Raw genomic sequence first — 20,743 nt, 5'->3', positions numbered from 1 at the left:
ATGCGTGTTGCCGAGCAAACGATCAATGCGCTTGATGTTGTGCTTGGTTCGGGCCGTGGTTGGTAAATTTCGACCTAACTCAGTCAAGGTCAGTGTCTTACATTCAATCAGTGCCTTAGAGGCCAGCATCAAGCTGTTTAATCGTTTTAGGTGAAGTTCTGGGCAGTATTGGTGTAAAGAATGTTGTAGGATATTGGCTTCGCGCATCTTGTTGTCCAAGTGTAGTTTTTGGCGAAACCATTTGATCATGCAACAAGATGCGCTTCCACCCTAATTTGATGATTTATTTGTAAATCATCAGGGGATTCTTCAGGGTTAAGCGCTCAGTCTCCTTAGCGCAGGATGCCAGTGTTGCCTTTGGCGAGCTATTATCCTCTATTGCTAGGATCAATTCCTTAAGCGATGACAATGCGGCGGCAATGACGCAACAGACGTCGGTGGCGGCGGAAATTAGCCGTGCTATCCATGTGATCAGCGATTTGGCCCAGCAGAGCTTACAACAGACGCAGGATGCGGCGGCGAGGGGCGATCAGGTATCGCGCTTATCGACTAAAACCCACCACCTGTCGCAACAATTTTGGCAGCAGAGCGTACAGCGTAAGTATTAAATCTAGTCACGTTGCTGGTTGGTTTATATTTATAGTCGATTATAAATCAACCAGTTACTCATTTTTAAAATTCCCTTCAATTGCTATTTCTTTGATTGGTCTCACATTTAGCGACGGCTAATACCCGTTTCAGTCGAAATATTTGTCTAGGGGGCTTGTGTTTTATTTGCCATGCCCCAAGCTCTAATAGTGAAGCGAAAAAAAGTAAAGACACTAAAAGGGACAACCTATGAAAATTAATCTTTCTGGTCACCATGTCGATGTTACTGATTCTGTAAAAGAACACGTTAACGAAAAGTTTTCTAAAATCGCCACTCATTTCCCCACATTGATCGGCCTCGATATCATTATTGCTAAGGAGCATGGCGAGTTTCAGGTTGAAATTAGAACGAATTATGAAGGCAGTCGCATCTCAGCCTCGGGTACGGATGAAATCATGTATCCCGCGATTGCCGCCGCAGCGAAAAAACTCGATGCTGCACTCAAACACCGTAAAGGCCAGTTAAAGGCGGACTTACATGAAAAGCCAACCTGCACTACGCCACCTATCGCCCATGAAATTATCCAAGAGATGGATTTGCGTTAGGGATTAACCTTTACGATGCAATAAAAAAGGGCCTGTTGGCCCTTTTTTATTGGCTGCGATTTGGCTTAAACCAATTAGTTCAAGTCAAAAAATGTAGAACCAAGGCATTTAAGCCAAGGTATTTAAAACCCGTTGCCTTAAACTTGCTGTAATTTCTTAAATCAAAGAAAGCTGCAATCCCTTTAGCACGGCTTGGGTGCGGTCACGGCAATCGAGTTTAGCCAGTATGGTGGAGACGTGGTTTTTGACCGTGCCTTCGGCCAGAAATACCGCATTGGCGATTTCTTTATTGGAAAATCCCCCCGCCATAAAGCCTAAGATCTCCCGCTCGCGGTCGGATAATAAGCCGTGAGTCGGCCCGCTTTGCGCCGTTGGCGAGGATTGCTGTATCTGTTCAAGTACTGAAGGCTCTATCAAGTGTCCGCCCTGAGCGACGGTTTCAATGGCATGCAGTAACTTATCCAGTGACACATCCTTCAATAAGAAACCATTTGCGCCTGCTTGAAGGCTATTTAAAAACAATTCGCTGTCATCAAAGGTGGTTAACATAATCACAGGTAGGGGATTTTGTGCGGCGCGAAGCTGTTTTAATAGACTGATACCATCGAGCACTGGCATGCGTATATCGCTTAGCAACACATCTACGGCATCTGTTTGCAGCAGTTTCAGCGCCTCTTGACCATTCTCAGCCTGCCAAATCACTTTGATATGTTGTGAGATGGCTATTAGGCTGGCGATGCCCTGACGCACCAATTGCTGATCTTCCACTAATCCCACTCTAATCGGGCGAGGCGCTGGCGGATTATCTTCGGTCATTATTTGATGACTTTCCATGAATGTGACTTATTCCTTGGTTAACTGTTCGTTATGAATGCCATTTTACGCTGCGTTGCTGCGCGGCAGACGAATCATTAGTGAGCAGCCTTGGGCGTGCGAACCATCTTCGCTTATGTCATTGGGTTGCAAACGCGCGCTGCCGTGAAAGGGTGACAATCTTTCTTGCATACTGTTTAGGCCAACGCCCTGAGAGGCGCTTTGGCTTATCCCTTGGCCATTATCTTTAAGGCGAATGATAAGCTCTGCTTGCTCCTCTTGCATCGACAGCGTGAGCTGATTGGCCTTGCCATGGCGCACGGCATTACTGATCCCTTCCTGCAACACCAGCAATAAGGCTTGGGCCAGTTCAGTCGATTGGAGCGGCATTAATGATTCATACCGCAGGCTAACATTGGGCAAACGGCTTGCAATGGCATCGAGCGGCGGCGTTAAATCGAGACCAATATTCACCCGCTGCGCGCGAACCACGGCGCGGATACTCTCTAATAATTCCTTGGCAAGCGATTTACTCTGATTGACTGTGGTTTTGAGCTCCGCAGGCGCCTGATGACTTAAGAGCTCAAGTTGCAGTGATAATGCCGTGAGCTGGTGGCCGAGAATATCGTGCAAATCCCGTGAGATCCTTAATCTTTCTTGCTGCTCGCTGGTTTGGCTCAGCAAGGCTCTCGTGGCGATAAGTTGTTGATTAAGCTGTTCCTGTATTCGGCGAGACTCGCGCTCTGACAATCTCGCTTGGCTACTGCTGTAGGCAAACAGCTGGAACCCCATATAAATAAGCACATTAATCATCACACTGTTTGAGGTTTGGGTGTGCAGGATCAGGTAATAACCAATATTAGCTAACAGGATCTGTGCTACTGCGGCGCGGCGATTAAAAAATTCTGGCAAGAGCGAGGCCCAAATCACCAGCAGAATGGGGAGCAATGGATGTTGACTCAACAGCATCAATCCGAAGGCGCTGCCGACGAGTGCGGTGCTTAACAGCCTGCTCAGATTAAGGTTTTTTCGGGGAAACTCCAGTGTCGTTAATAACAAGAAGAGCAAAATAAATAAGGTATACAGGGCGATATGGCTAAAGGTCGCGAGTATGGGGAGCTTTGCTTGCATATCCTGATTGAGCCCTAGCCAAGCGATAAGCGCCCAGGTGAGGCTGCCTGCACCAATCAGCATAGTTTCTGCTCTGATGAATCGATTTCCCTGCACTGATTGGTTTCCTGTTATTCATGCTGCCATCCATTCTAAGGCAAGAATGCAATAAGTCACTAAATCACTAAGCCAATAAGCCACTAAGTCACTATGGCAAATGTGACAGAGTTTCAGCGTCTGTCGGCTCATCAGTAATTTGATTTATTTCATTAAAATGTCATCAATCTTGGCTTGATCTTCTTAAGCGGCTGACATAGTTTGGCCTTATGCACAAATTTATCGTTTACTTCACCCACACTACGACCACAACTGCTTCGGCGGTGCGTGCGTAGCGATTTGTGCCTAAAAAATCGATTACTCAACCCCGCCCAAAGTGGCGGGGTTGTTTTTTCCGTCTTTTGGGCAATAACGCTGGAGAATGTGATGGATAACATGAGCTTGCCTAAAACTGCGCTGTTAATTATTGATATGCAGCAGGGACTGTTTTACGCCGATGCGCCGCCCTTTAATCGGGAACCGGTGCTAAATAATATCAATCTCTTAATTGCCAACGCCCGTGAGGTCGGGGCCCCCATTTGGGCGGTTCGCCATACGGGGCCTGAAGGTTCCCCGATAGCTGCAGGAACGGCAAATTGGCAATTGATTGAATCCTTAGCGATTAATCCGCAGCTGGATAATATCTTTGATAAAACCAAGCCAAGTTGTTTTTATCAAACTGGATTGGCAGAGGCATTAACCCATGAGGGGATCGGTGAGCTGGTGATAGTGGGGATGAAAACCCAGTATTGTATCGATACCACTTGTCGGATTGCGGCAGAGCTTGGCTGGCAGGTGGTGTTAGCCGCCGATGCGCACACTTGTATGGATACGGCGCAGCTCTCGGCTGAGGCAATTATTGCCCACCACAATGCCACGCTCCAGGGCGCTTTTGTGCGTTTAGCCAAGAGCGCGGATATTGAATTTCATTAATGCTTGCAAACAAAAACGCAGCCCTTAGGCTGCGTTTTTTGATATCGGAATCAACTTATTCTTGAATATCTGCGTTGTGATACACGTTTTGCACGTCGTCACAATCTTCTAATGCAGCAATAAACTTATCGAATGTGGCCACATCTTCACCAGAAACTGGCGTCATGTTCTGTGGTACGAAGGTGATGTTTTCCACTTCGAAGTTGATGTCTGGCATCGCATCTGTCAGTGCGGTTTTGACTTTGAAGAATTCAGTGTGCGGCGCGATAACACTGATCATGCCGTCTTCGACTTCCACTTCATTTACATCGACATCGGCCATCATCAGGATTTCGAGGATGGCGTCTTCGTCTTCACCTGGGAATACGAATACCGCAGATTGATCAAACATATGGCCAACAGTGCCTGGCGTACCGAGTTTTGCATCGTTCTTCACGAAGGCTTGACGCACTTCGGTGAAGGTACGTTTTACGTTGTCGGTTAAGCAGTCCACGATAACCATACAGTTGCCTGGGCCGAAACCTTCGTAACGCGCAGTATCATAATCTTCACCGCCGCCACCTTTGGCTTTATCGATTGCACGTTCGATAACGTGTGCCGGCACTTGGTCTTTCTTAGCGCGTTCGATTAAACGGCGAAGTGATAAGTTGCCGTCTGGCTCAACGCCACCTTGTTTTGCGACTACGTAAATTTCTTTACCGTAGCGCGAGTAAAGGCGGGTTTTCTGGCCAGCTGTTTTCGCCATGGATTCTTTACGGTTTTGATATGCTCTGCCCATCTTGATCTCGTTAGCTCAAAAAAATTGCGCCGATATTAGCAGTTTTCAGTCCTGTTGTGCAGTCACTCGAACTGGAATTATTGCGGATAAAGCGATGGATACCACATTTTATGGTGGCATTAATTGTTGGCAGTTTTGACTTGAGGGATTGGGCAATTCTGCAATATCTATACTAAGGTCTAATGCCATAAGCACGATAGAGTGCTGATGATAGCGATATAGCTTATATTTCCTAAGGGTGAATAGTTCAATTTAGTCAGAGGGATAGACTCACTATACCGATCTTAATCTTGCCTATTTAACTTGGCTGCGGCGAAGCGAATAGCAAAGGATAGCATGTGAATGTCCGCTTCTCTCACTCCCCTGGTGCGTGTATTCAGTGAGAAACATTATGGAATTACAACATAAAGTCGCCATTGCGCTCAGCTTTGTTTTGGTCGTACTCAGTAGCCTTCTTCTTAACGCGATAGCATTGTCCGGTTTCATGCAGGCGCTGATCTTAGGGGCAATTGTCTGTGCTTGGGTGCTGTGGATAGTGCAGCGCTTGGTGAGCCATTACACGCCAAAGCCTGAGCAAGTAACGAAGGCATTCAACTCTGTTAACACGCCGGAGCATGAGATAAGCGTGCAAACCAGTAAGATTGCGATTGGCTCGGCTGAGGTATCGCATTTTATTGATCTATTGAATAAATCCATCGAGTCCAATGGTGAACATGCCAGCGTTATTGCGGTAGCGGCGTCACAATTAAGCCATACCACGGCGCTGTTAGGCGACAATGCCACGCATATCTTAGGGCAAACCCAAGAGGCGGAGCGTTTAAGTGTGCAGGGGCGAGACCAAGCGCAAAAGGGCGTATCGGCAATTGAATCATTAAGTGGTGACATCAATACCGCCGCACAGCAAGTGCAAGCGCTAAAATCTAAAGCCGAACAAATTCAAAAGATTACCGAAGTGATTAACTCGGTTGCCGAGCAAACAAACTTACTGGCTCTCAATGCCGCGATTGAAGCTGCGCGGGCGGGCGAGCAGGGCCGAGGTTTTGCCGTGGTCGCCGATGAGGTCCGCAGCCTTGCGGGTAAAACGGCGGGCGCAACTAAAGATATTGGCAATATGCTGCTCGAGATCCGCGCCGAAACCGATAAAACCTCGGGGCTGATGGAGCGGGTCGTCTCGCAAACCGCCGATGTGGTGATGGCGATGGGAACGCTCGATGGCCATTTTACCGACATTTCGACATCCGTTACTCATTCGGCGCAGGCTCTGGGTGATATGGAAGATTCACTCAAACAATATAACCGCACCACCAATGAGATCAGCAGCTCAGTGAGCCAAATTCGCGACTCCCTTACCGTCACAGGCAAACAAAGCCACAGCGTGTCGGAGCAAGCGTTTACCCTGTCTTTAACTACCGAAGGAATCTTTAAAGCGCTGGCGAATTGGGATACTCATACCTTTGACCAACAAGTGTTATTACTCGCCAATGAAGCGGCTAAAGCCTGTGGCGAAAAACTCTCACAGGGATTAGCTAATCGTAGTTTTACCGAGACTGAATTGTTTAACCCACAATATCAGCCCATTGCTAATACTCAGCCGCAAAAGTACAGCACGGCGTTTGACCGCTATACCGATCAACATTTTCCTGCCATTCAAGAGCCTATTCTCGCCAAGCACGCTGAGATTATTTATGCCGGCGCCGTGGATAGAAAAGGCTACTTCCCAACCCACAATAAACGCTTTAGCCAAGCCTTAACTGGTAAGGTGGACATCGATATGGTGCATAATCGCACTAAGCGTTTGTTTAACGACCCTACCGGGATACGCTGCGGCGCCCATACTGAGCCAGTTTTACTGCAAACCTATAAGCGAGATACCGGGGAGGTGATGCACGATTTATCCGTCCCTATTTATGTTAATGGTAAACACTGGGGCGGCTTTAGGGTTGGCTTTAAAGCGAAGTCCTAACTAGTGTATTTATTCTAAATTTATTGCATAACGACCCAGTACAAAATGTTGGGTAGATGTGATCTTTCACGCGTATTTGATTAACAAACTAGAAATAGATTGGCATCCATTTGCTGAAGTGTTTAAATAACTGGATATTCATGGCGCTAAGATGTTCCTATCTGTTGTAATTAGGCTTGTCGCTTGGTATTTTTTAGTTTGTTGATTTTTAAAGGTAAAAAGCATCTTGGAGTTTTGTTGTTATAAGAGATGAAGGGAGACTCTTGCCACTTTGATCGATAGCAGTAGATTCTGCTTAATGTGAGTTAAAAGTTATGCAAGCAACACAAGCGACTGTTACCGTTTTATATTATGACGCCCCTGTCGGGTTAATTATGCATAATGCGGTGTTAGAAGGTTTACCTGTTAGCGACTCTGGTCGTGTGATGATCCCTGCGAGTTTTCGCAAAGGAAAATCGATTATCGCCGTGCTAGAAGGTGAGTGTAAGATATTGAACTCACTCGGTGAGCGGGTGTTTGCACAGGCTAATATAGGTTAACAAAAACGAAAAATAGCACTGGCAAAACATAAAACGAAAAGGACGATAAAGTTGATTTATCGTCCTTTTGCTTTTGGGGCTAAAGCGGCATAAGCCGTGGTCACGCTCGGCTGTTATCTGCAAACATTATCTGCAAACATCGGCAAACAATTTATCGGCCAATTGTTGCAGGATTTCCGCCTGGGGATGGGTATGGGCAAAGGTTCTTAAGCCATAAATGCCCATCATCAAGTATTGTGCCCGCTGCTCACTATTGAGCTCGCCTTGCAATAATCCTTGGGAGGTCGCTAATTCAAATTGTGCCGTCAGCGCATTCTGCCAAAGTTTTAGATTCTGGCTGATAATATCTTGAATTTCATCATCTTGCTCTGCAATCTCGTTTAATGCCTTAGTGAGCAAACAGGCTTGCTGGCTATCACAACTTAAACATTCGACCACGATATTATTTAAGTAGGTCTTCAGATTACCCAGCACCGGGCGGCTATCTGAGAAGATAAGCTTGAACTGCTCGTTTCTATCCTGTTGATATTGCTCGATGGCGGCGATAAGCAATCCACGTTTATTGCTGAAGGCGCAATAAATGGAGCCGGGATGTAACCCCGTTGCTTGGGTCAGATCCTGCATGCTGGTTTTGGTGTATCCCTTGTGCATAAAGGCGGCCATTGCCCCCCTGAGCACCTGCGCCCTATCAAACTCTGCGTTTCGCATTGCAATCTCACCTCTCACCGATACTTGCGGCAGATTCTACCTAATTTTGAACAAACATTCAAAAATGTTCTTGAATGATCGTTCAAATAAGAATATCTTGAATGCACATTCAAGAATGGGGCGACACCAATGACGATTGAACATGCAGTGAATTCCGTGGGTAATTTATTCGACACCTACAAACTTAATGACACTATTACTTTAAAAAACCGTATTTTAATGGCGCCATTAACGCGCTGTATGGCCGATGCGGATTTAGTGCCGACCGATGATATGGTGGCTTACTATGCTCGCCGCGCCGAAGCGGGATTGATTATTTCCGAAGCGACGATCATCCGCCCAGATGGTCAAGGTTATCCAAATACCCCTGGCATTTTTAATCAAGCGCAGATCGCCGGCTGGCGTAAAGTGACGGATGCAGTGCATGCTAATGGCGGTAAAATTTTTGTACAGCTATGGCATACCGGCCGTGTCGCGCACCCACATTTCTTCGGTGGCGGTGATGTACTGGCGCCTTCGGCGGAAAAAGTAGAGGGCAGTGTGCCTAGAATGCGTGAGCTGACCTACGTCACTCCGAAAGCGGCAACGCTTGAAGATATTCAGGGCCTAGTCCGCGATTATGCGAAAGCAGCTGAAAACGCGATTGAAGCTGGATTCGACGGGGTTGAGATCCACGGTGCAAATGGCTATTTAATCGATGCCTTCTTACACCATGACAGCAACCGTCGTACCGATGAATACGGCGGCACGCCTGCCAATATGTCACGCTTTGCCTTAGAAGTAGTGGATGCGATTGCGGCACGTATTGGTAAAGACAGAACCGGTCTGCGTATTTCTCCCGGCGCTTATTTCAATATGGCCGTCGATAACCGTGACCGCGCCGTGTTTGACTATCTGTTACCCGAGCTCGAAAAACGTGAACTGGCCTTTGTGCATATCGGTATCTTCGACGACAGCATGGAGTTCGATTACTTAGATGGCCGTGTTTCAAGCTATGTTCGTGCTAACTATGGCAAAACCTTAGTAGGTGTCGGTGGCTACAGCGCGCAATCAGCCAGTGAAGCGATTGCTGCCGATAAGTTTGATTTAATCGCGATTGGTCGCCCCTTTATTGCCAACCCAGATTACGTGGCAAGAGTGCGCCAAGGTCATGAATTGGTGACCTATAGTGATGAGATGCTTGCCAGCCTAGTGTAACTAAGCGCAATCATTACTGATAAAAAAGGGTTAGCTTAGCTAACCCTTTTTGCTTTTGGTCCTACTATCAATTGGCTTTAGGGAGCGTCCTCAGAGCATTGAGTTTTTGCTGGGCAATCCCGAATACGCACTCTGGGGCATAATGATCTGGGTGTTTCGCATCATCGGCTTTTAAGGTCGCCGCCGTTTTACCCAAGAGTAGGGCCATCGCTTGAGTGACATGACTAATCGCCCAAATATGGAACTCTCCGCGCTCAACGGCTTCAACAATGTCTTGGCGTAACATGAGGTTCGCGATATTCGATTCGGGGATAATTACCCCTTGGCTCGATGAGCGGCCCTTAATCTTACATACATCGAAAAAGCCTTCGATTTTTTCATTTACGCCGCCGATGGGCTGCGCCTCGCCAAACTGATTCATTGAGCCGGTAATGGCAATATCCTGCCTTAAGGGCAACTCACTGATAGCGGAGATAATGGCGCAGCATTCGGCCATTGAGGCGCTATCACCATCGACACCGCTGTAGGATTGCTCGAAGGTAAGATAAGTGGTGAGGGGGATTTGCGCGGTTTTGCCTAATATCGAAGCTAAATAAGCCGTCAGGATTAACACCCCTTTGGAGTGAATGCGGCCACCGAGTTTGACCCTATGCTCAATATCCAGCACTTCACCCTTACCAAAGGCGGTGGTGGCGGTAATGCGATTCGGGAGACCAAATTGATGGTCTGAGGTGGATATAACTGATAACGCATTGATTTGGCCAACAACTTTATCGTGGGTATTGATTAATGTGGTGCCGTTGATAAAGCTCTCCATAATATTATCGTGCAGGCGTGAGACCCGTTGCTCTTGGTTTTTCAGCGCCTGCTCAACATGTTGCTTTTCAATAGATTGACTTGCGGCGGCCTTGGCGCAGAAGTTGGACTCCCGCAGCAGATTGGCGATGTTTGCCGAATGAAGTGAGAGCTTTTGTTGGTCCTGCGCCTCACGGGAACTGTATTCGATGATCCGTGCGATGGCGCTACGATCACAGTGCAACATATTGTTATCGTGGACTATGCTGGAAATAAATCGTGCATACTGCGCCTCCGATACATCGGTTCTGTCCATCACATCTTCAAAGTCGGCGGTGACCCTAAATAACTCACTAAAATCAGGATCATAATGCTGTAAAAGTTGATAGGTTTCGTGATCCCCAAACAGAATGATCTTCACATCTAAGGGAATGGGTTCCGGTGCCAAAGAGATAGTGCCAGAGAGTGAAACCTCCCGCTCTAAGGAGCTTAAATCTAATTTGCGCGAACGCAGCGCGCGTTTCAAACCGTCCCAAACATAGGGGCGCTCCAGTACTTTGATGGCATCCATCAACAACACGCCACCGTTTGCCTTGTGTAAGCTGCCTGCACGGATCAGTGAGAAGTCGGTAAACACTGTGCCCCTAAAGGTGGCATTTTCGACATAGCCAAACAGGCTGTGATAACTTGGGCTTTCTTCCACCACTATGGGGAATGTTTGCTCCCCTTGGCATACGATGACGTTGACTTGATAGCGGCGTGGCATCTTCTTCTCAAGTGAGGCGTAGGCGAGGGCGAGTTGCTCCTCACTCTCCTCAAGGAAAATATCTAAATTACTTAAAATATCCGCCTGCATGCCCGTCAAAAAGGCTCTGACCTCGGGCTGATGTTTGTACTTGTCCTTCAAGGGCTTAAAAAAGTGTATCAGCACATCTTTAGCGACTTGTTCGTCGTGTTCCTGCTGGGTATCGCTAAATTCTTCTTCCCATTCGGTATTTTGGCGAATGATGCCGCGAAGTTTGACTTCGAGCCCATTAATATTGCTTTCAAACTGAGTACGCTCAGCTTCGGTCAAGGCGCCAAAGGAGACTTCGTCATGGGGCTCTTCGCCATTGAGGGCAACCATTTGATAGTCGCCCTGTAGGGTTAAACTGAGACTAATGTTTTTCTGTTTGGCTTCTTCACTCAGCTCAGTCAGTGCGGCTTCTTGTTTTTGTGCCAGCTGGCTTTTGAGCTTTTCGGCACGGGCATAATACATTTCATTATCAAAGGCTAAGGGCAGCGCTTTGACGAGTTTAAGCATGAGTTTTTCGATGGACTTTTTAAACTCTTGCCCCGTTCCAGCGGTGAGTTTGAGCACTTTGGGACTGCGGGTATCGTCAAAGTTGACCACATAGCACCAGTCAAACAGTGATGGCTCGATAGGCTCATGGCGATTCAGGTAACGCAGCATCATAGTGCGTTTGCCTAAGCCGTTTTGGCCAATGGCATAAATGTTATAGCCCTTTTCCTTAATCCCCATGGCGAATTCCACCGCCTGTTGGGCACGTTCTTGACCGACAATATCATCGAGTGGGGTGAGCTGAGCGGTAGACTGGCACTCAGGGTTAAGCTGTTTAAGGTCGGATTTCCGATAAAGCTGTTGACTCGTTAACGGGATGGCGGGTGTGGCTGTGGGCACGGTAGGCATAGAGATCCTTGTTTTTCATCCTGATTATTTCCATTGTAGACAATAAGATAAGGTTTTTGTCAATCACAAGGCGGTAATTTACGGTTAAATCAGTGTTGTTGATGACGAGTCGATTTTTGACGGAAGCTAAACTTAAAAACAGTCTATTATCATTAGGATAGATATTGTCATTTGCCCATGCTGGCTCTCGAAACAAAGTAATCGCTGAATGAGTCAAATATTTATGTATTAGTGAATGACGATGCTTGATTGTCTGCGGTAATATGGCCTACAGAATGCGACTATCGCGTTATCCATCTATTGATACTCTGTGTTGGTTATGGCTGTGTTTTATGGTGAGGGAGTGTAAATGCCCTCAGTCACAATGGAATTGTAGAGGCTAGAGTTAGCAAGCTTATGAATGATGTTGCAATTTCACCAAAGCAGTTAGCGAACTGGGCAAGCGACTTACAATTAATTGCCGATATCACTCAGTCACATGCAGCGATTTTTAGGGTTACCCCCGCAGGAGAGCGCAGTCTATTATTGCAGTCGGTGGATTGTGAGCCACGCCATTTAGAGGCGCTCCTTTTACAGGCCAATTTGAAAGCGCATTTTAGCCTGTATCAAAATGCTTCCCCTAAAGCTCAGGTCTTTTCCCAACACTGTGCATCCTATAATCCCTTTAATGAGTCGAGTGCCTTTAGCCACTATCAGGTGAATCTGCCCGAAGATCTCAGTGCTGGTGCTCATCAGCCGTCTGCATTATTGATCCGCGATGTTAACGCCGATCCCCAATGGCGTGCGACTGGGATTGGAAGCTTGATTTACCTGCCGATACTTTGGCCATCTGGCGCTCATTTCGGGGCTTTATGTCTTTATCACAGTGCGGCTTTGCACTTAGACGATAAGGCGTTGCAACTGGCATCCCTTACCGTCAATAGCCTGCAACTAAACTTGGCTGAATTACTCAGGTTGCAACAACAAGATGTGACGGCAACGCGTACAGAGAGCAAAGCCGTCGACGTGATTGGCCTGCAAACCTTTATCGACAGCTTTGAAGAACATATCTGGGTGAAAAATACCGCAGGTGTTTATACCATTTGCAATCAAAGTGTTGAAAAGGCATGGGAATTACCTCGTAGTGAAATCGTCGGCAAGACAGATGAGGAACTCTTTGGTAAAGATATCGCCGAGATTTTTCTTAATGGTGACAGGCTTGCGATTGAAACCGGTGCGCCGATTATTGTCGCCGAGTGTTTGGATGGCGAAAAGCAAAACAAGCACTTATGGCTAGAAACCCTGAAAATTCCCGCCTTAACGCCAGAGGGCACGTTGGCGGGAGTCATCGGCATGACCCGCAATATCTCCAAGCATAAAGAAGTGGAAGAGCAGCTCACGCTGGCGACTAACGTGTTTAAACATTCCCTCGAAGGCGTTGTGGTGACGGATAGACACGGCAATATTACCGATGTGAATGGCGCCTTCTATGAGATCACTGGCTACTCGCGGGAAGAGTTGCTCGGTCAAAACCCACGGTTATTTAACTCGGGTCGTCATGAGAAAGCCTTTTTCGATACCATGTGGACTCACTTACTCGAGACGGGTAAGTGGAATGGCGAAATTTGGAATCGCCGCAAGGATGGCACTATCTTCCCGCAAAATATCACCATCAGCACCATTTATGATGACAGTGGTGATGTGCGCTATTTTGTTGCCGTCTTTGCCGATATTTCCGCTCAAAAACAGAATGAAGCTCAGCTTGCCCATCTGGCCTATTTTGACCCGCTAACCCATTTGCCAAACCGCATGAAGCTGATGATGCAGCTTAAACAGGAAGTGAAGCATGCAAAACGGCTCAATGCCCAGTTAGCGACAGTCTTTATTGATGTGGATTTGTTTAAACATATCAACGACAGTTTTGGCCACAGCATAGGTGATGAGATGCTGGTGGAGCTGGCAAAACGTTTGCGCTGCCAACTGCGGGAGCAAGATGTGCTGTCGCGTATTGGTGGTGATGAGTTTGTGGCACTGATCTCGGGGATCCAAGATCACGAGGATGCCGCCGCGGCCATCAATCAATTACGCCAAGTATTTGAACAACCTTTTGTGGTAAGTACGGGCGATCATCTACGTCTTACCGCCAGTATGGGGGTTTCAATTTACCCTAGCGATGGCAATAAGGCCGATACTCTGTTGCGTAACGCCGATGCTGCCATGTATCGCGCTAAGAGTGAGGGCCGCAATAACTTTGCCTTTTACACTGAGTCACTTACCAAACAATCCTTTGAGCATTTAAAGCTGCAGAGTGCACTCTATGGCGCGCTTGAAGAGAATGCTTTGTATCTGATGTATCAGCCTAAATTGGATTTAGTGACCCGTAAAACCCTTGGCGTGGAGGCGCTACTGCGCTGGAATGACCCCATATTGGGGCAAATATCCCCCGGGGTGTTTATTCCCGTCGCCGAGAAAATTGGACTGATTTACGATATAGGTTTGTGGGTGCTTGAAACCGCTTGTCTACAAGGTATGCGTTGGCTCGCCGAGGGCAAACCCTTTGGCCGAATTGCGGTGAACGTTGCCGGACAACAGCTACAACGTAGCTCCTTTGTTGAAGATGTTAAGCGTATCTTGGCTCAAACGGGCTTACCTGCCACTTGCCTTGAGCTTGAGGTGACAGAGAGCGTGATGATGCATAATCCCGATGTGGCGATTCGTGACTTAAAGCTGCTAGGGGATCTTGGCATCGAACTCTCGGTCGATGATTTTGGAACCGGATATTCCTCCCTTAACTATCTGAAAAAACTGCCTATCCATAAGCTTAAAATTGACCAATCCTTTGTGCGGGATATTCCCTTCGACACCAACAATACCGCTATCGCCAAAGCTGTCATTGCCTTGGGGCATGCGCTGAAGTTAGAGATAGTGGCAGAAGGGGTTGAGACCCAAGCACAGGCCGAGTTTTTAACCCAAAACCTGTGCGATCAGGCGCAGGGCTATCTCTTTAGCCGCCCGCTATTACCCGCGGATGTCGAGGCGTTTTTAGCAAAAGCCTAAGCGCGTCTAGCGAAAATCTAAGTGCAATTGGGCACCATTAAAGCCGTAGCAACTGACAGATGTAATGCAACTGGTCGCTCTAGCGGCGGTCTGTTAACATGGCGCCATTATTGTTTTTGGTGATCTTCCATGTCTTTTAGCGCGCTTTCCTTACATTCTCAGTTAGTGAATACCTTAGCCGAACTAGGCTATCAGCAGCCCACGCCCATCCAGATTGAAGCCATTCCCGCTATTTTGGCAAAACAGGATGTGATGGCGGGCGCACAAACGGGAACGGGGAAAACCGCAGCCTTTGCTCTCCCCATTTTGCAGCTATTACTCCTAGATAACGAAAGCTCCGATGCACCCAAAGAGATTCGAGCCTTAGTGCTAGTGCCCACTCGTGAGTTAGCGGTGCAAGTGCAGCAGAGTTTTGTTAAATATGCCAAAGGCACGGATATTCGTGTCGGGATTGCTTACGGCGGCGTGAGTATCGAGGCCCAGCAAGCCGAATTTAAGGCTGGCATCGATGTGCTTATCGCAACGCCTGGCCGCCTGCTCGATCATCTGCGTCAAGGTGCGCTTAATCTTAAACGCTTGAGCGTGCTGGTATTTGATGAAGCCGACCGTATGCTCGATATGGGATTTATGGATGAAATCAAAGCCGTGCTCAAGCAAGTGCCCGCGCAGCGACAGACACTGCTGTTCTCGGCCACCTTAGACGATTCGATTTTCGGTTTCAGTAAAAACCTTTTGCGGGATCCCAAGCTTATCGAAGTGACGAAACGCAATACCACGGCCGCACAGGTGGAGCAGCGGGTTTATGCCATCGACAGTGACCGTAAAACCGAGTTTGTCAGCCATTTAGTGCGCAGTAAAAATTGGCAACAAGTGCTGATCTTTAGCCGCACTAAGCAGGGCGTCGATAAACTCACCACTCAGCTCAATCAGCTTGGAGTGGCAACGCAGGCATTTCACGGTGACTTATCCCAAGGCGCAAGGGAGAAGGTTTTAAAGGATTTTAAACAAGGACTGGTGCAGGTACTGGTGGCGACCGATGTCGCCGCTCGAGGCCTCGATATTGCCGACTTACAGTATGTGATTAACTTCGAACTGCCCTTTATTGCCGAAGATTATATCCACCGTATCGGTCGCACTGGGCGTGCGGGCAGCGCAGGTTTGGCGATTACGCTCTTTAGCCCAGAGGATGCACTGCTGCTCGAAGAGGTCGAAGCATTACTCGATAAACGCCTGCCGCAGCAATGGTATCCCGGTTTTGAGCCTGATTTTAATAAAATGGAACCCGAGCCAAGACGCAATAGTAAAGCAGCGCAAAAACAGCGAGCTAAGAAGCGCGCCTTAGGCGGTAAGAAGCGGTAACGATAGCCTGCTTATCGGCATAGCTTACAGGTTTAAAGCGTGATAAAAAGTCCTGTCTTGGATACTTGTCCGCCCCAGAAATGGGGCGGCTTTCGTTTATAAACAGTTCACGATTCTTCTGTTATCTTTCGCGGCAGTTTACTTATTTTTCACGATTCTCACGCTGCCGATGGCATTTGGGATCGCATCTTACTCATTGTGTGTCTAGTGACTTGCTTATCAAGGTCTTATTTTTCAGGTTTTTAGCACAAAATATTAAGCATTAACTAAAATAGACTTCAGCTTGGTTATTGCGTTGTCGCTCTTCATTTTTTTCAGTCGCTTCTTTAATTAACTCGGTTTTTTGGGCTTCGAGTAGCGCTATCTGCTTGGCCTTTTCTTCCTCGGATAAGCTGTCATTGGCGGCAATTTTCGCCATTTCCTCTTCTAGCTGCTTCAGTTTTTCCCTGTCTACTCCGGTGCGTTTGTCGAGGATAGCCTGCATGGCTTCCGCTAATCTGTCTTCGGGTTTTGCGCTCTCTTCGGTACCGGCAATATTTTGCACATTACTGGTGTAATTTTGCTTGGCATTGGGCGCGAGCTGGCTATAGGTATCGCTGGTTTCAGCGCTTCGAGTCATGCCGTCCGATAGGGTAACTGTATCTTGCGGGACTGTCATTTGAGGGCTCGGACTTGCCGCAGCGCTTGGTACGCCTTGCGTTTGTTGAGTCTGAGCCGATTTTAACTGGCTTAATGCGATGGCCGCATAGCTATTGGGATTGATAACCGTCATTTCCTTATTCTCCCTCGTCGATGTTCACTTTCAGATGTCGCGCCAATCGGGCGAATAAACTAAGCAATATCAAGGCCAAGCCCTAGCGACTTTCGTTGGATTTTTAGCGTCAGGAAATTTTTATAAAAATTTGTACAAGAACTTGATCCTTGTACAAGAATGGGCCGTAATACTATTTAAAGTGATACAAGGAATAGCATTATGTACAAGTTTAATCCGCAGCGAATTCAAATCGGGATCAGTGCCTGCTTATTAGGGGAGAAGGTGCGCTTTGACGGTGGGCATAAAAATTCTTCCTATTGTAATCAAGAGATTGCCCCATTTTTTGATTATGTTCCCTTGTGTCCAGAAATGGCGATTGGCCTAGGTGCACCGCGAAAAAGCATTCGATTAGTGCGCGATGGTGAGCTGATCCGCGTGCAGAGTGGTGATGGCAGCTTAGATGTCACCGACAAACTCAATAGTTTTAGCGAGCAAAAGGTTGAGGAATTAGGCTTTTTAGGCGGTTACTTACTCTGCGCTAAATCGCCGACCTGCGGTATGGAGCGGGTGACCGAGTACAAAATGGGCACCAATAATGGCACTAAATCAGGCATTGGAGTGTTTGCCCGTAAGTTGATGGAGCGTTACCCCTATCTACCGGTTGAAGAAGAAGGTCGTCTGCACGATATGGTGCTGCGGGAGAACTTTTTTACCCGAGTCTATGCCTATCATGACTGGCACAGAATGTGTCATGAAGGCTTAACTAAGCACAAGCTAGTCAAGTTTCACTCCCGCTATAAGTATCTGTTGATGGCCCATAGCCCCAAATGGTACCGCGAGCTTGGGCCGATAGTGGCCAATATTGAAGACTTAGCACAAACCGCGGAGCACTATTTTGCGGGCTTTATGACCGCCTTAAAAATCAATGCGACCCGTCGAAATCATACCAGCACCTTACAGCATATTCAGGGCTATTTTAAAAAGCATTTGAATAAGGAACAGAAGTTAGAAATGTCTGAAATGATAATGAAATATCGTCAAGGACTTCTCCCTTTGCTGGTGCCAATCACCTTGATTAACCACTATTTACGCCAATTTCCTACCCCCTATATTGAGGATCAAGTGTACTTAAATCCTCACCCAGAGGAATTAAAGCTGCGCTATGCCTATTAATCACTGGCACTAGCCGATATATGTGCTTGAACGATTCGATAATACATTAAAAATTAAAGATTTAAGTGATAGATATGAAACGAGATGATTCAAAGGTTGAGGCCGAAAACCTCGAGAGTCGCGAGCTACTCCCGATAGGCGAAGTGTCGCAACTGACCGGGGTTAACGCGGTCACGCTAAGAGCATGGCAGCGCCGCTTTGGGCTGGTCATTCCTGCGCGCACGCCTAAGGGCCATAGGTTATACACACCTGAAAATATTCAACAAATCCATGAGATCAATGCCTGGTTAGCCAAGGGGGTCGCCATCAGTAAGGTCAAACCCTTATTGATGAGTTCGGCGCTTGCGACCAATGCCGACAGCACTGCATTGCAAGAAGGGGATTTGTGGCAGGAGCAGATCATTGGGTTAAATGGCGCACTATTTGAGCTAGACCAACAAAAGCTGCACCAAATCCTTGATGAAGCCCTAGGTTTATATCCCTTTCAATTGGTTAAGCAAAAATTGCTGCTGGCTTGGATGGCGCAGTTACCTACGTTGCTTGAGTCTCGTTTAGATGCCGAGCTGTTGCTTGCATGGTTAGAAAGCGAATTAACCAGTCGCATTGGAGGGCGCACCAGTTTTGCCGGGCAGGGGAGTTTGGCGCAAATCGCTGTAGTGTGTTTGCCATCTGTTCAAGGGCAAAAAACGGCCGAGCAGCTTAGCGGTCATTCGAACATGACTCATTCGAGCATAAGCAATTCGAGTATGACTAATCGCTTGTATAGCCTGGTTTTACGCTTGGAGCTTGCCGAGTTAAGAGTGTCAGTCATTAACCTTGGCGTGCTCGACACCACAAGCCTTGGACTTATCAACAATCGGCTCAAGGTAGATGCACTCTTGCTACTGCCTGAGGCGAATCATCCGCCATCGAAAATCTTCGAGCTGCAAAGCGTGCTCGAGCAAATGCCACTTTCCTGTTATCTCATCGGCCCCTTTGCACCGACTCTCACGACCTTATCGGCGTTTATGGCGCCAGACTTGGCTGAATGGGTTAGCCAAGTTTCGGCGGCAAAAGAGCAACATAAGAAACAGCTGCGCAAGCAGAAAAACGCGGCCGAAGCGCAGCAAGGAGAGCAAGCCGATGAGCGATAATCAACCCCCAGCGGCAAAGCACGCCTTAATGTGGTTTCGTCAAGACCTGCGCCTAACGGATAACCAAGCGCTGACGGCTGCCTGTGATTGGGTGCGGCAAGCGCCTGGCGCAAAACTCAGGGCGATTTATATTGCGACTCCGAGCCAGTGGCTTAGCCACGATATGGCGCCGATCCAGATTGATTTTATCCAGCGGCATGTGAATTTACTTGCCCAAGGACTCGCAAGCCTAGGGATTGAATTTGAGCTTATTCAGCTCGATAGCTTTAAAGAGGTGCCCACCTTTTTAGCGAGTTACTGCGAAAAGCTAGGGGTTGAGCGGGTGTTTGCTGGGCGAGAACCCGAAATCAACGAGCAAAAACGTGACCAAGCCTGTCTCGATACGGGTATCCCCTTGGTGCTCAGCGACGAACACTGCCTATTGCCGCCAGGCACTGTGCTTAACTTAAGCGGTGAAATGTATAAGGTGTTTACGCCCTTTAGTCGTAAGTGGCGAGAAATTGCCGCCAAACGCGCCATTTTGCCGCTTGCTGTCCCCGCGCCGCTTGGCCCTATGTTACCTGAACCAAAGCCAATCAGTTTTAAAGAACGTTTTACATCCACTAGCAAGCTAACCTCAAGCGAGCAATGGGCGGGGGGAGAGGGGCAGGCAAAGCGTATTCTTACCGCATTTATTCAGCAAAAAGCCCAAGACTATAAACAGGATAGGGACTTTCCCGCTCTCGAGGGTACCAGCGTCATCTCCCCTTATTTGGCGCTGGGCGTGCTCAGCCCAAGGCAATGTATCGCGGCGCTGCTTGGGCGTTTTCCCGAGGTGATTGTCGATGATACTAGCCCTGGGCGAACCTGGTTGAATGAGCTTATCTGGCGGGAGTTTTATCGCCATTTGCTGGTGGCTTTTCCAGATTTATCCAAGGGGCACAACTTTAATCGTCAGGCCGACCATGTGCAGTGGCGCAACAATCAAGCTGAGTTTGTAGCATGGTGCGAGGGCAAAACGGGTTATCCGATTGTGGATGCGGCGATGCGCCAGCTCAACCAAACTGGCTGGATGCACAATCGGCTACGCATGGTGGTGGCGAGCTTTTTAACCAAACACTTGCTTATCGATTGGCGCTGGGGCGAACGTTATTTCCGGCAGCATCTTATCGACGGCGATCTGGCGGCTAATAACGGTGGCTGGCAATGGTCGGCGGGCTGTGGCTGCGATGCCCAGCCTTATTTCCGCATTTTTAATCCCATCAGCCAGAGCGAAAAGTTTGATCCAGATGGCAGCTTTATCCGTAAGTACTTACCAGAGCTGGCATCTTGGGGAATCAAGCGTTTGCATCAACCCAATATGCAAAAAATGCTTTCGTTGTTTGAGGCGCCAATGCTGGAGTCTGACTCGGCTTATCCCTATGCGATTGTGGAGCACAATGCGGCAAGGGCGAGGGCGCTGGCGGTACTTGGGGTGCTGAAAAAGGCCTAGG

The 20,743-nt window shown here is 47.9% G+C and carries 16 protein-coding genes and 2 pseudogenes; 11 read left to right on the top strand and 7 right to left on the bottom strand.

What is annotated here, in order from left to right:
- A pseudogene (locus B5P39_RS15085) lies at window positions 1–207 on the bottom strand (IS4 family transposase); the annotation flags it as partial.
- Between the two features lie 101 nt (window positions 208–308).
- On the opposite strand from B5P39_RS15085, the pseudogene B5P39_RS15080 reads away from it, so the two are divergent.
- Window positions 309–608, top strand: a pseudogene (locus tag B5P39_RS15080) (methyl-accepting chemotaxis protein); the annotation flags it as partial.
- 229 nt (window positions 609–837) lie between these two features.
- Complete coding sequence (gene hpf, locus B5P39_RS15075) at window positions 838–1,194, top strand: ribosome hibernation-promoting factor, HPF/YfiA family (RefSeq protein ID WP_023266557.1); 357 nt, start codon at window positions 838–840, stop codon at window positions 1,192–1,194.
- Between the two features lie 156 nt (window positions 1,195–1,350).
- Here hpf and B5P39_RS15070 read toward each other — a convergent pair whose 3' ends face one another.
- Together B5P39_RS15070 and B5P39_RS15065 are read right to left on the bottom strand one after the other, a co-directional pair.
- Entirely contained in the window at window positions 1,351–2,028 is a 678-nt protein-coding gene (locus B5P39_RS15070; RefSeq protein ID WP_254915793.1) for a response regulator transcription factor, read from the bottom strand.
- A 45-nt stretch (window positions 2,029–2,073) separates the two neighbouring features.
- Window positions 2,074–3,201, bottom strand: a complete 1,128-nt coding sequence (locus B5P39_RS15065; protein ID WP_441347616.1) for a sensor histidine kinase — start codon at window positions 3,199–3,201, stop codon at window positions 2,074–2,076.
- A 399-nt stretch (window positions 3,202–3,600) separates the two neighbouring features.
- Here B5P39_RS15065 and B5P39_RS15060 point away from each other — a divergent pair, with 399 nt between their 5' ends.
- Window positions 3,601–4,146 (top strand): cysteine hydrolase family protein, encoded by a 546-nt coding sequence (locus B5P39_RS15060; protein WP_088212098.1) that lies wholly within the window; start codon window positions 3,601–3,603, stop codon window positions 4,144–4,146.
- Window positions 4,147–4,201: 55 nt separating this feature from the next.
- Here the strand turns inward: B5P39_RS15060 and B5P39_RS15055 are convergent, their stop codons facing one another.
- Window positions 4,202–4,924, bottom strand: a complete 723-nt coding sequence (locus B5P39_RS15055) for a YebC/PmpR family DNA-binding transcriptional regulator (RefSeq protein WP_088212097.1) — start codon at window positions 4,922–4,924, stop codon at window positions 4,202–4,204.
- A 391-nt stretch (window positions 4,925–5,315) separates the two neighbouring features.
- Here B5P39_RS15055 and B5P39_RS15050 point away from each other — a divergent pair, with 391 nt between their 5' ends.
- Both B5P39_RS15050 and B5P39_RS15045 read left to right on the top strand, forming a co-directional pair.
- Window positions 5,316–6,887, top strand: a complete 1,572-nt coding sequence (locus tag B5P39_RS15050) for a methyl-accepting chemotaxis protein (RefSeq protein ID WP_088212096.1) — start codon at window positions 5,316–5,318, stop codon at window positions 6,885–6,887.
- Between the two features lie 314 nt (window positions 6,888–7,201).
- Window positions 7,202–7,426: a TIGR02922 family protein gene (locus tag B5P39_RS15045; RefSeq protein WP_011621944.1), complete on the top strand. Its 225-nt coding sequence runs from the start codon at window positions 7,202–7,204 to the stop codon at window positions 7,424–7,426.
- Between the two features lie 126 nt (window positions 7,427–7,552).
- On the opposite strand, the gene B5P39_RS15040 is transcribed toward B5P39_RS15045, so the two are convergent.
- Entirely contained in the window at window positions 7,553–8,134 is a 582-nt protein-coding gene (locus tag B5P39_RS15040; RefSeq protein ID WP_088212095.1) for a TetR/AcrR family transcriptional regulator, read from the bottom strand.
- A 129-nt stretch (window positions 8,135–8,263) separates the two neighbouring features.
- Here B5P39_RS15040 and B5P39_RS15035 point away from each other — a divergent pair, with 129 nt between their 5' ends.
- The gene (locus B5P39_RS15035; RefSeq protein WP_088212094.1) at window positions 8,264–9,331 is read left to right on the top strand and encodes an alkene reductase; all 1,068 of its coding nucleotides are present in this window, start codon (window positions 8,264–8,266) and stop codon (window positions 9,329–9,331) included.
- A 67-nt stretch (window positions 9,332–9,398) separates the two neighbouring features.
- Here the strand turns inward: B5P39_RS15035 and B5P39_RS15030 are convergent, their stop codons facing one another.
- A complete protein-coding gene (locus tag B5P39_RS15030; RefSeq protein WP_088212093.1) occupies window positions 9,399–11,816 on the bottom strand; it encodes a Lon protease family protein in 2,418 nt (805 codons plus the stop codon).
- A 396-nt stretch (window positions 11,817–12,212) separates the two neighbouring features.
- On the opposite strand from B5P39_RS15030, the gene B5P39_RS15025 reads away from it, so the two are divergent.
- Window positions 12,213–14,852 (top strand): bifunctional diguanylate cyclase/phosphodiesterase, encoded by a 2,640-nt coding sequence (locus B5P39_RS15025; protein WP_088212092.1) that lies wholly within the window; start codon window positions 12,213–12,215, stop codon window positions 14,850–14,852.
- Between the two features lie 129 nt (window positions 14,853–14,981).
- Window positions 14,982–16,211 (top strand): DEAD/DEAH box helicase, encoded by a 1,230-nt coding sequence (locus tag B5P39_RS15020; protein WP_088212091.1) that lies wholly within the window; start codon window positions 14,982–14,984, stop codon window positions 16,209–16,211.
- Between the two features lie 262 nt (window positions 16,212–16,473).
- On the opposite strand, the gene B5P39_RS15015 is transcribed toward B5P39_RS15020, so the two are convergent.
- Window positions 16,474–16,983, bottom strand: coding sequence for a hypothetical protein (locus tag B5P39_RS15015; RefSeq protein WP_088212090.1), 510 nt, complete (start codon window positions 16,981–16,983; stop codon window positions 16,474–16,476).
- A gap of 201 nt (window positions 16,984–17,184) precedes the next feature.
- Here B5P39_RS15015 and B5P39_RS15010 point away from each other — a divergent pair, with 201 nt between their 5' ends.
- The 3 genes from B5P39_RS15010 to phrB all read left to right on the top strand — a co-directional run bounded on the left by B5P39_RS15010 (window position 17,185) and on the right by phrB (window position 20,742).
- Window positions 17,185–18,138 carry a YbgA family protein gene (locus tag B5P39_RS15010; protein WP_088212089.1) on the top strand — a complete coding sequence of 318 codons (954 nt, stop codon included), beginning with the start codon at window positions 17,185–17,187 and terminating at the stop codon, window positions 18,136–18,138.
- A 74-nt stretch (window positions 18,139–18,212) separates the two neighbouring features.
- Window positions 18,213–19,271, top strand: a complete 1,059-nt coding sequence (locus B5P39_RS15005; RefSeq protein ID WP_088212088.1) for a MerR family transcriptional regulator — start codon at window positions 18,213–18,215, stop codon at window positions 19,269–19,271.
- Window positions 19,261–20,742 carry a deoxyribodipyrimidine photo-lyase gene (gene phrB, locus B5P39_RS15000; RefSeq protein WP_088212087.1) on the top strand — a complete coding sequence of 494 codons (1,482 nt, stop codon included), beginning with the start codon at window positions 19,261–19,263 and terminating at the stop codon, window positions 20,740–20,742. The genes B5P39_RS15005 and phrB overlap by 11 nt, the downstream gene beginning before the upstream one ends.
- The last annotated feature ends 1 nt before the right edge of the window (window position 20,743 follow it).

The sequence above is a fragment of the Shewanella sp. Shew256 genome, from assembly GCF_002196695.1.
GTDB lineage: Bacteria > Pseudomonadota > Gammaproteobacteria > Enterobacterales > Shewanellaceae > Shewanella > Shewanella mangrovisoli.
Note: the sequence above shows the minus strand (reverse complement) of the source record. Positions and strands in the feature narration are given on the sequence as shown.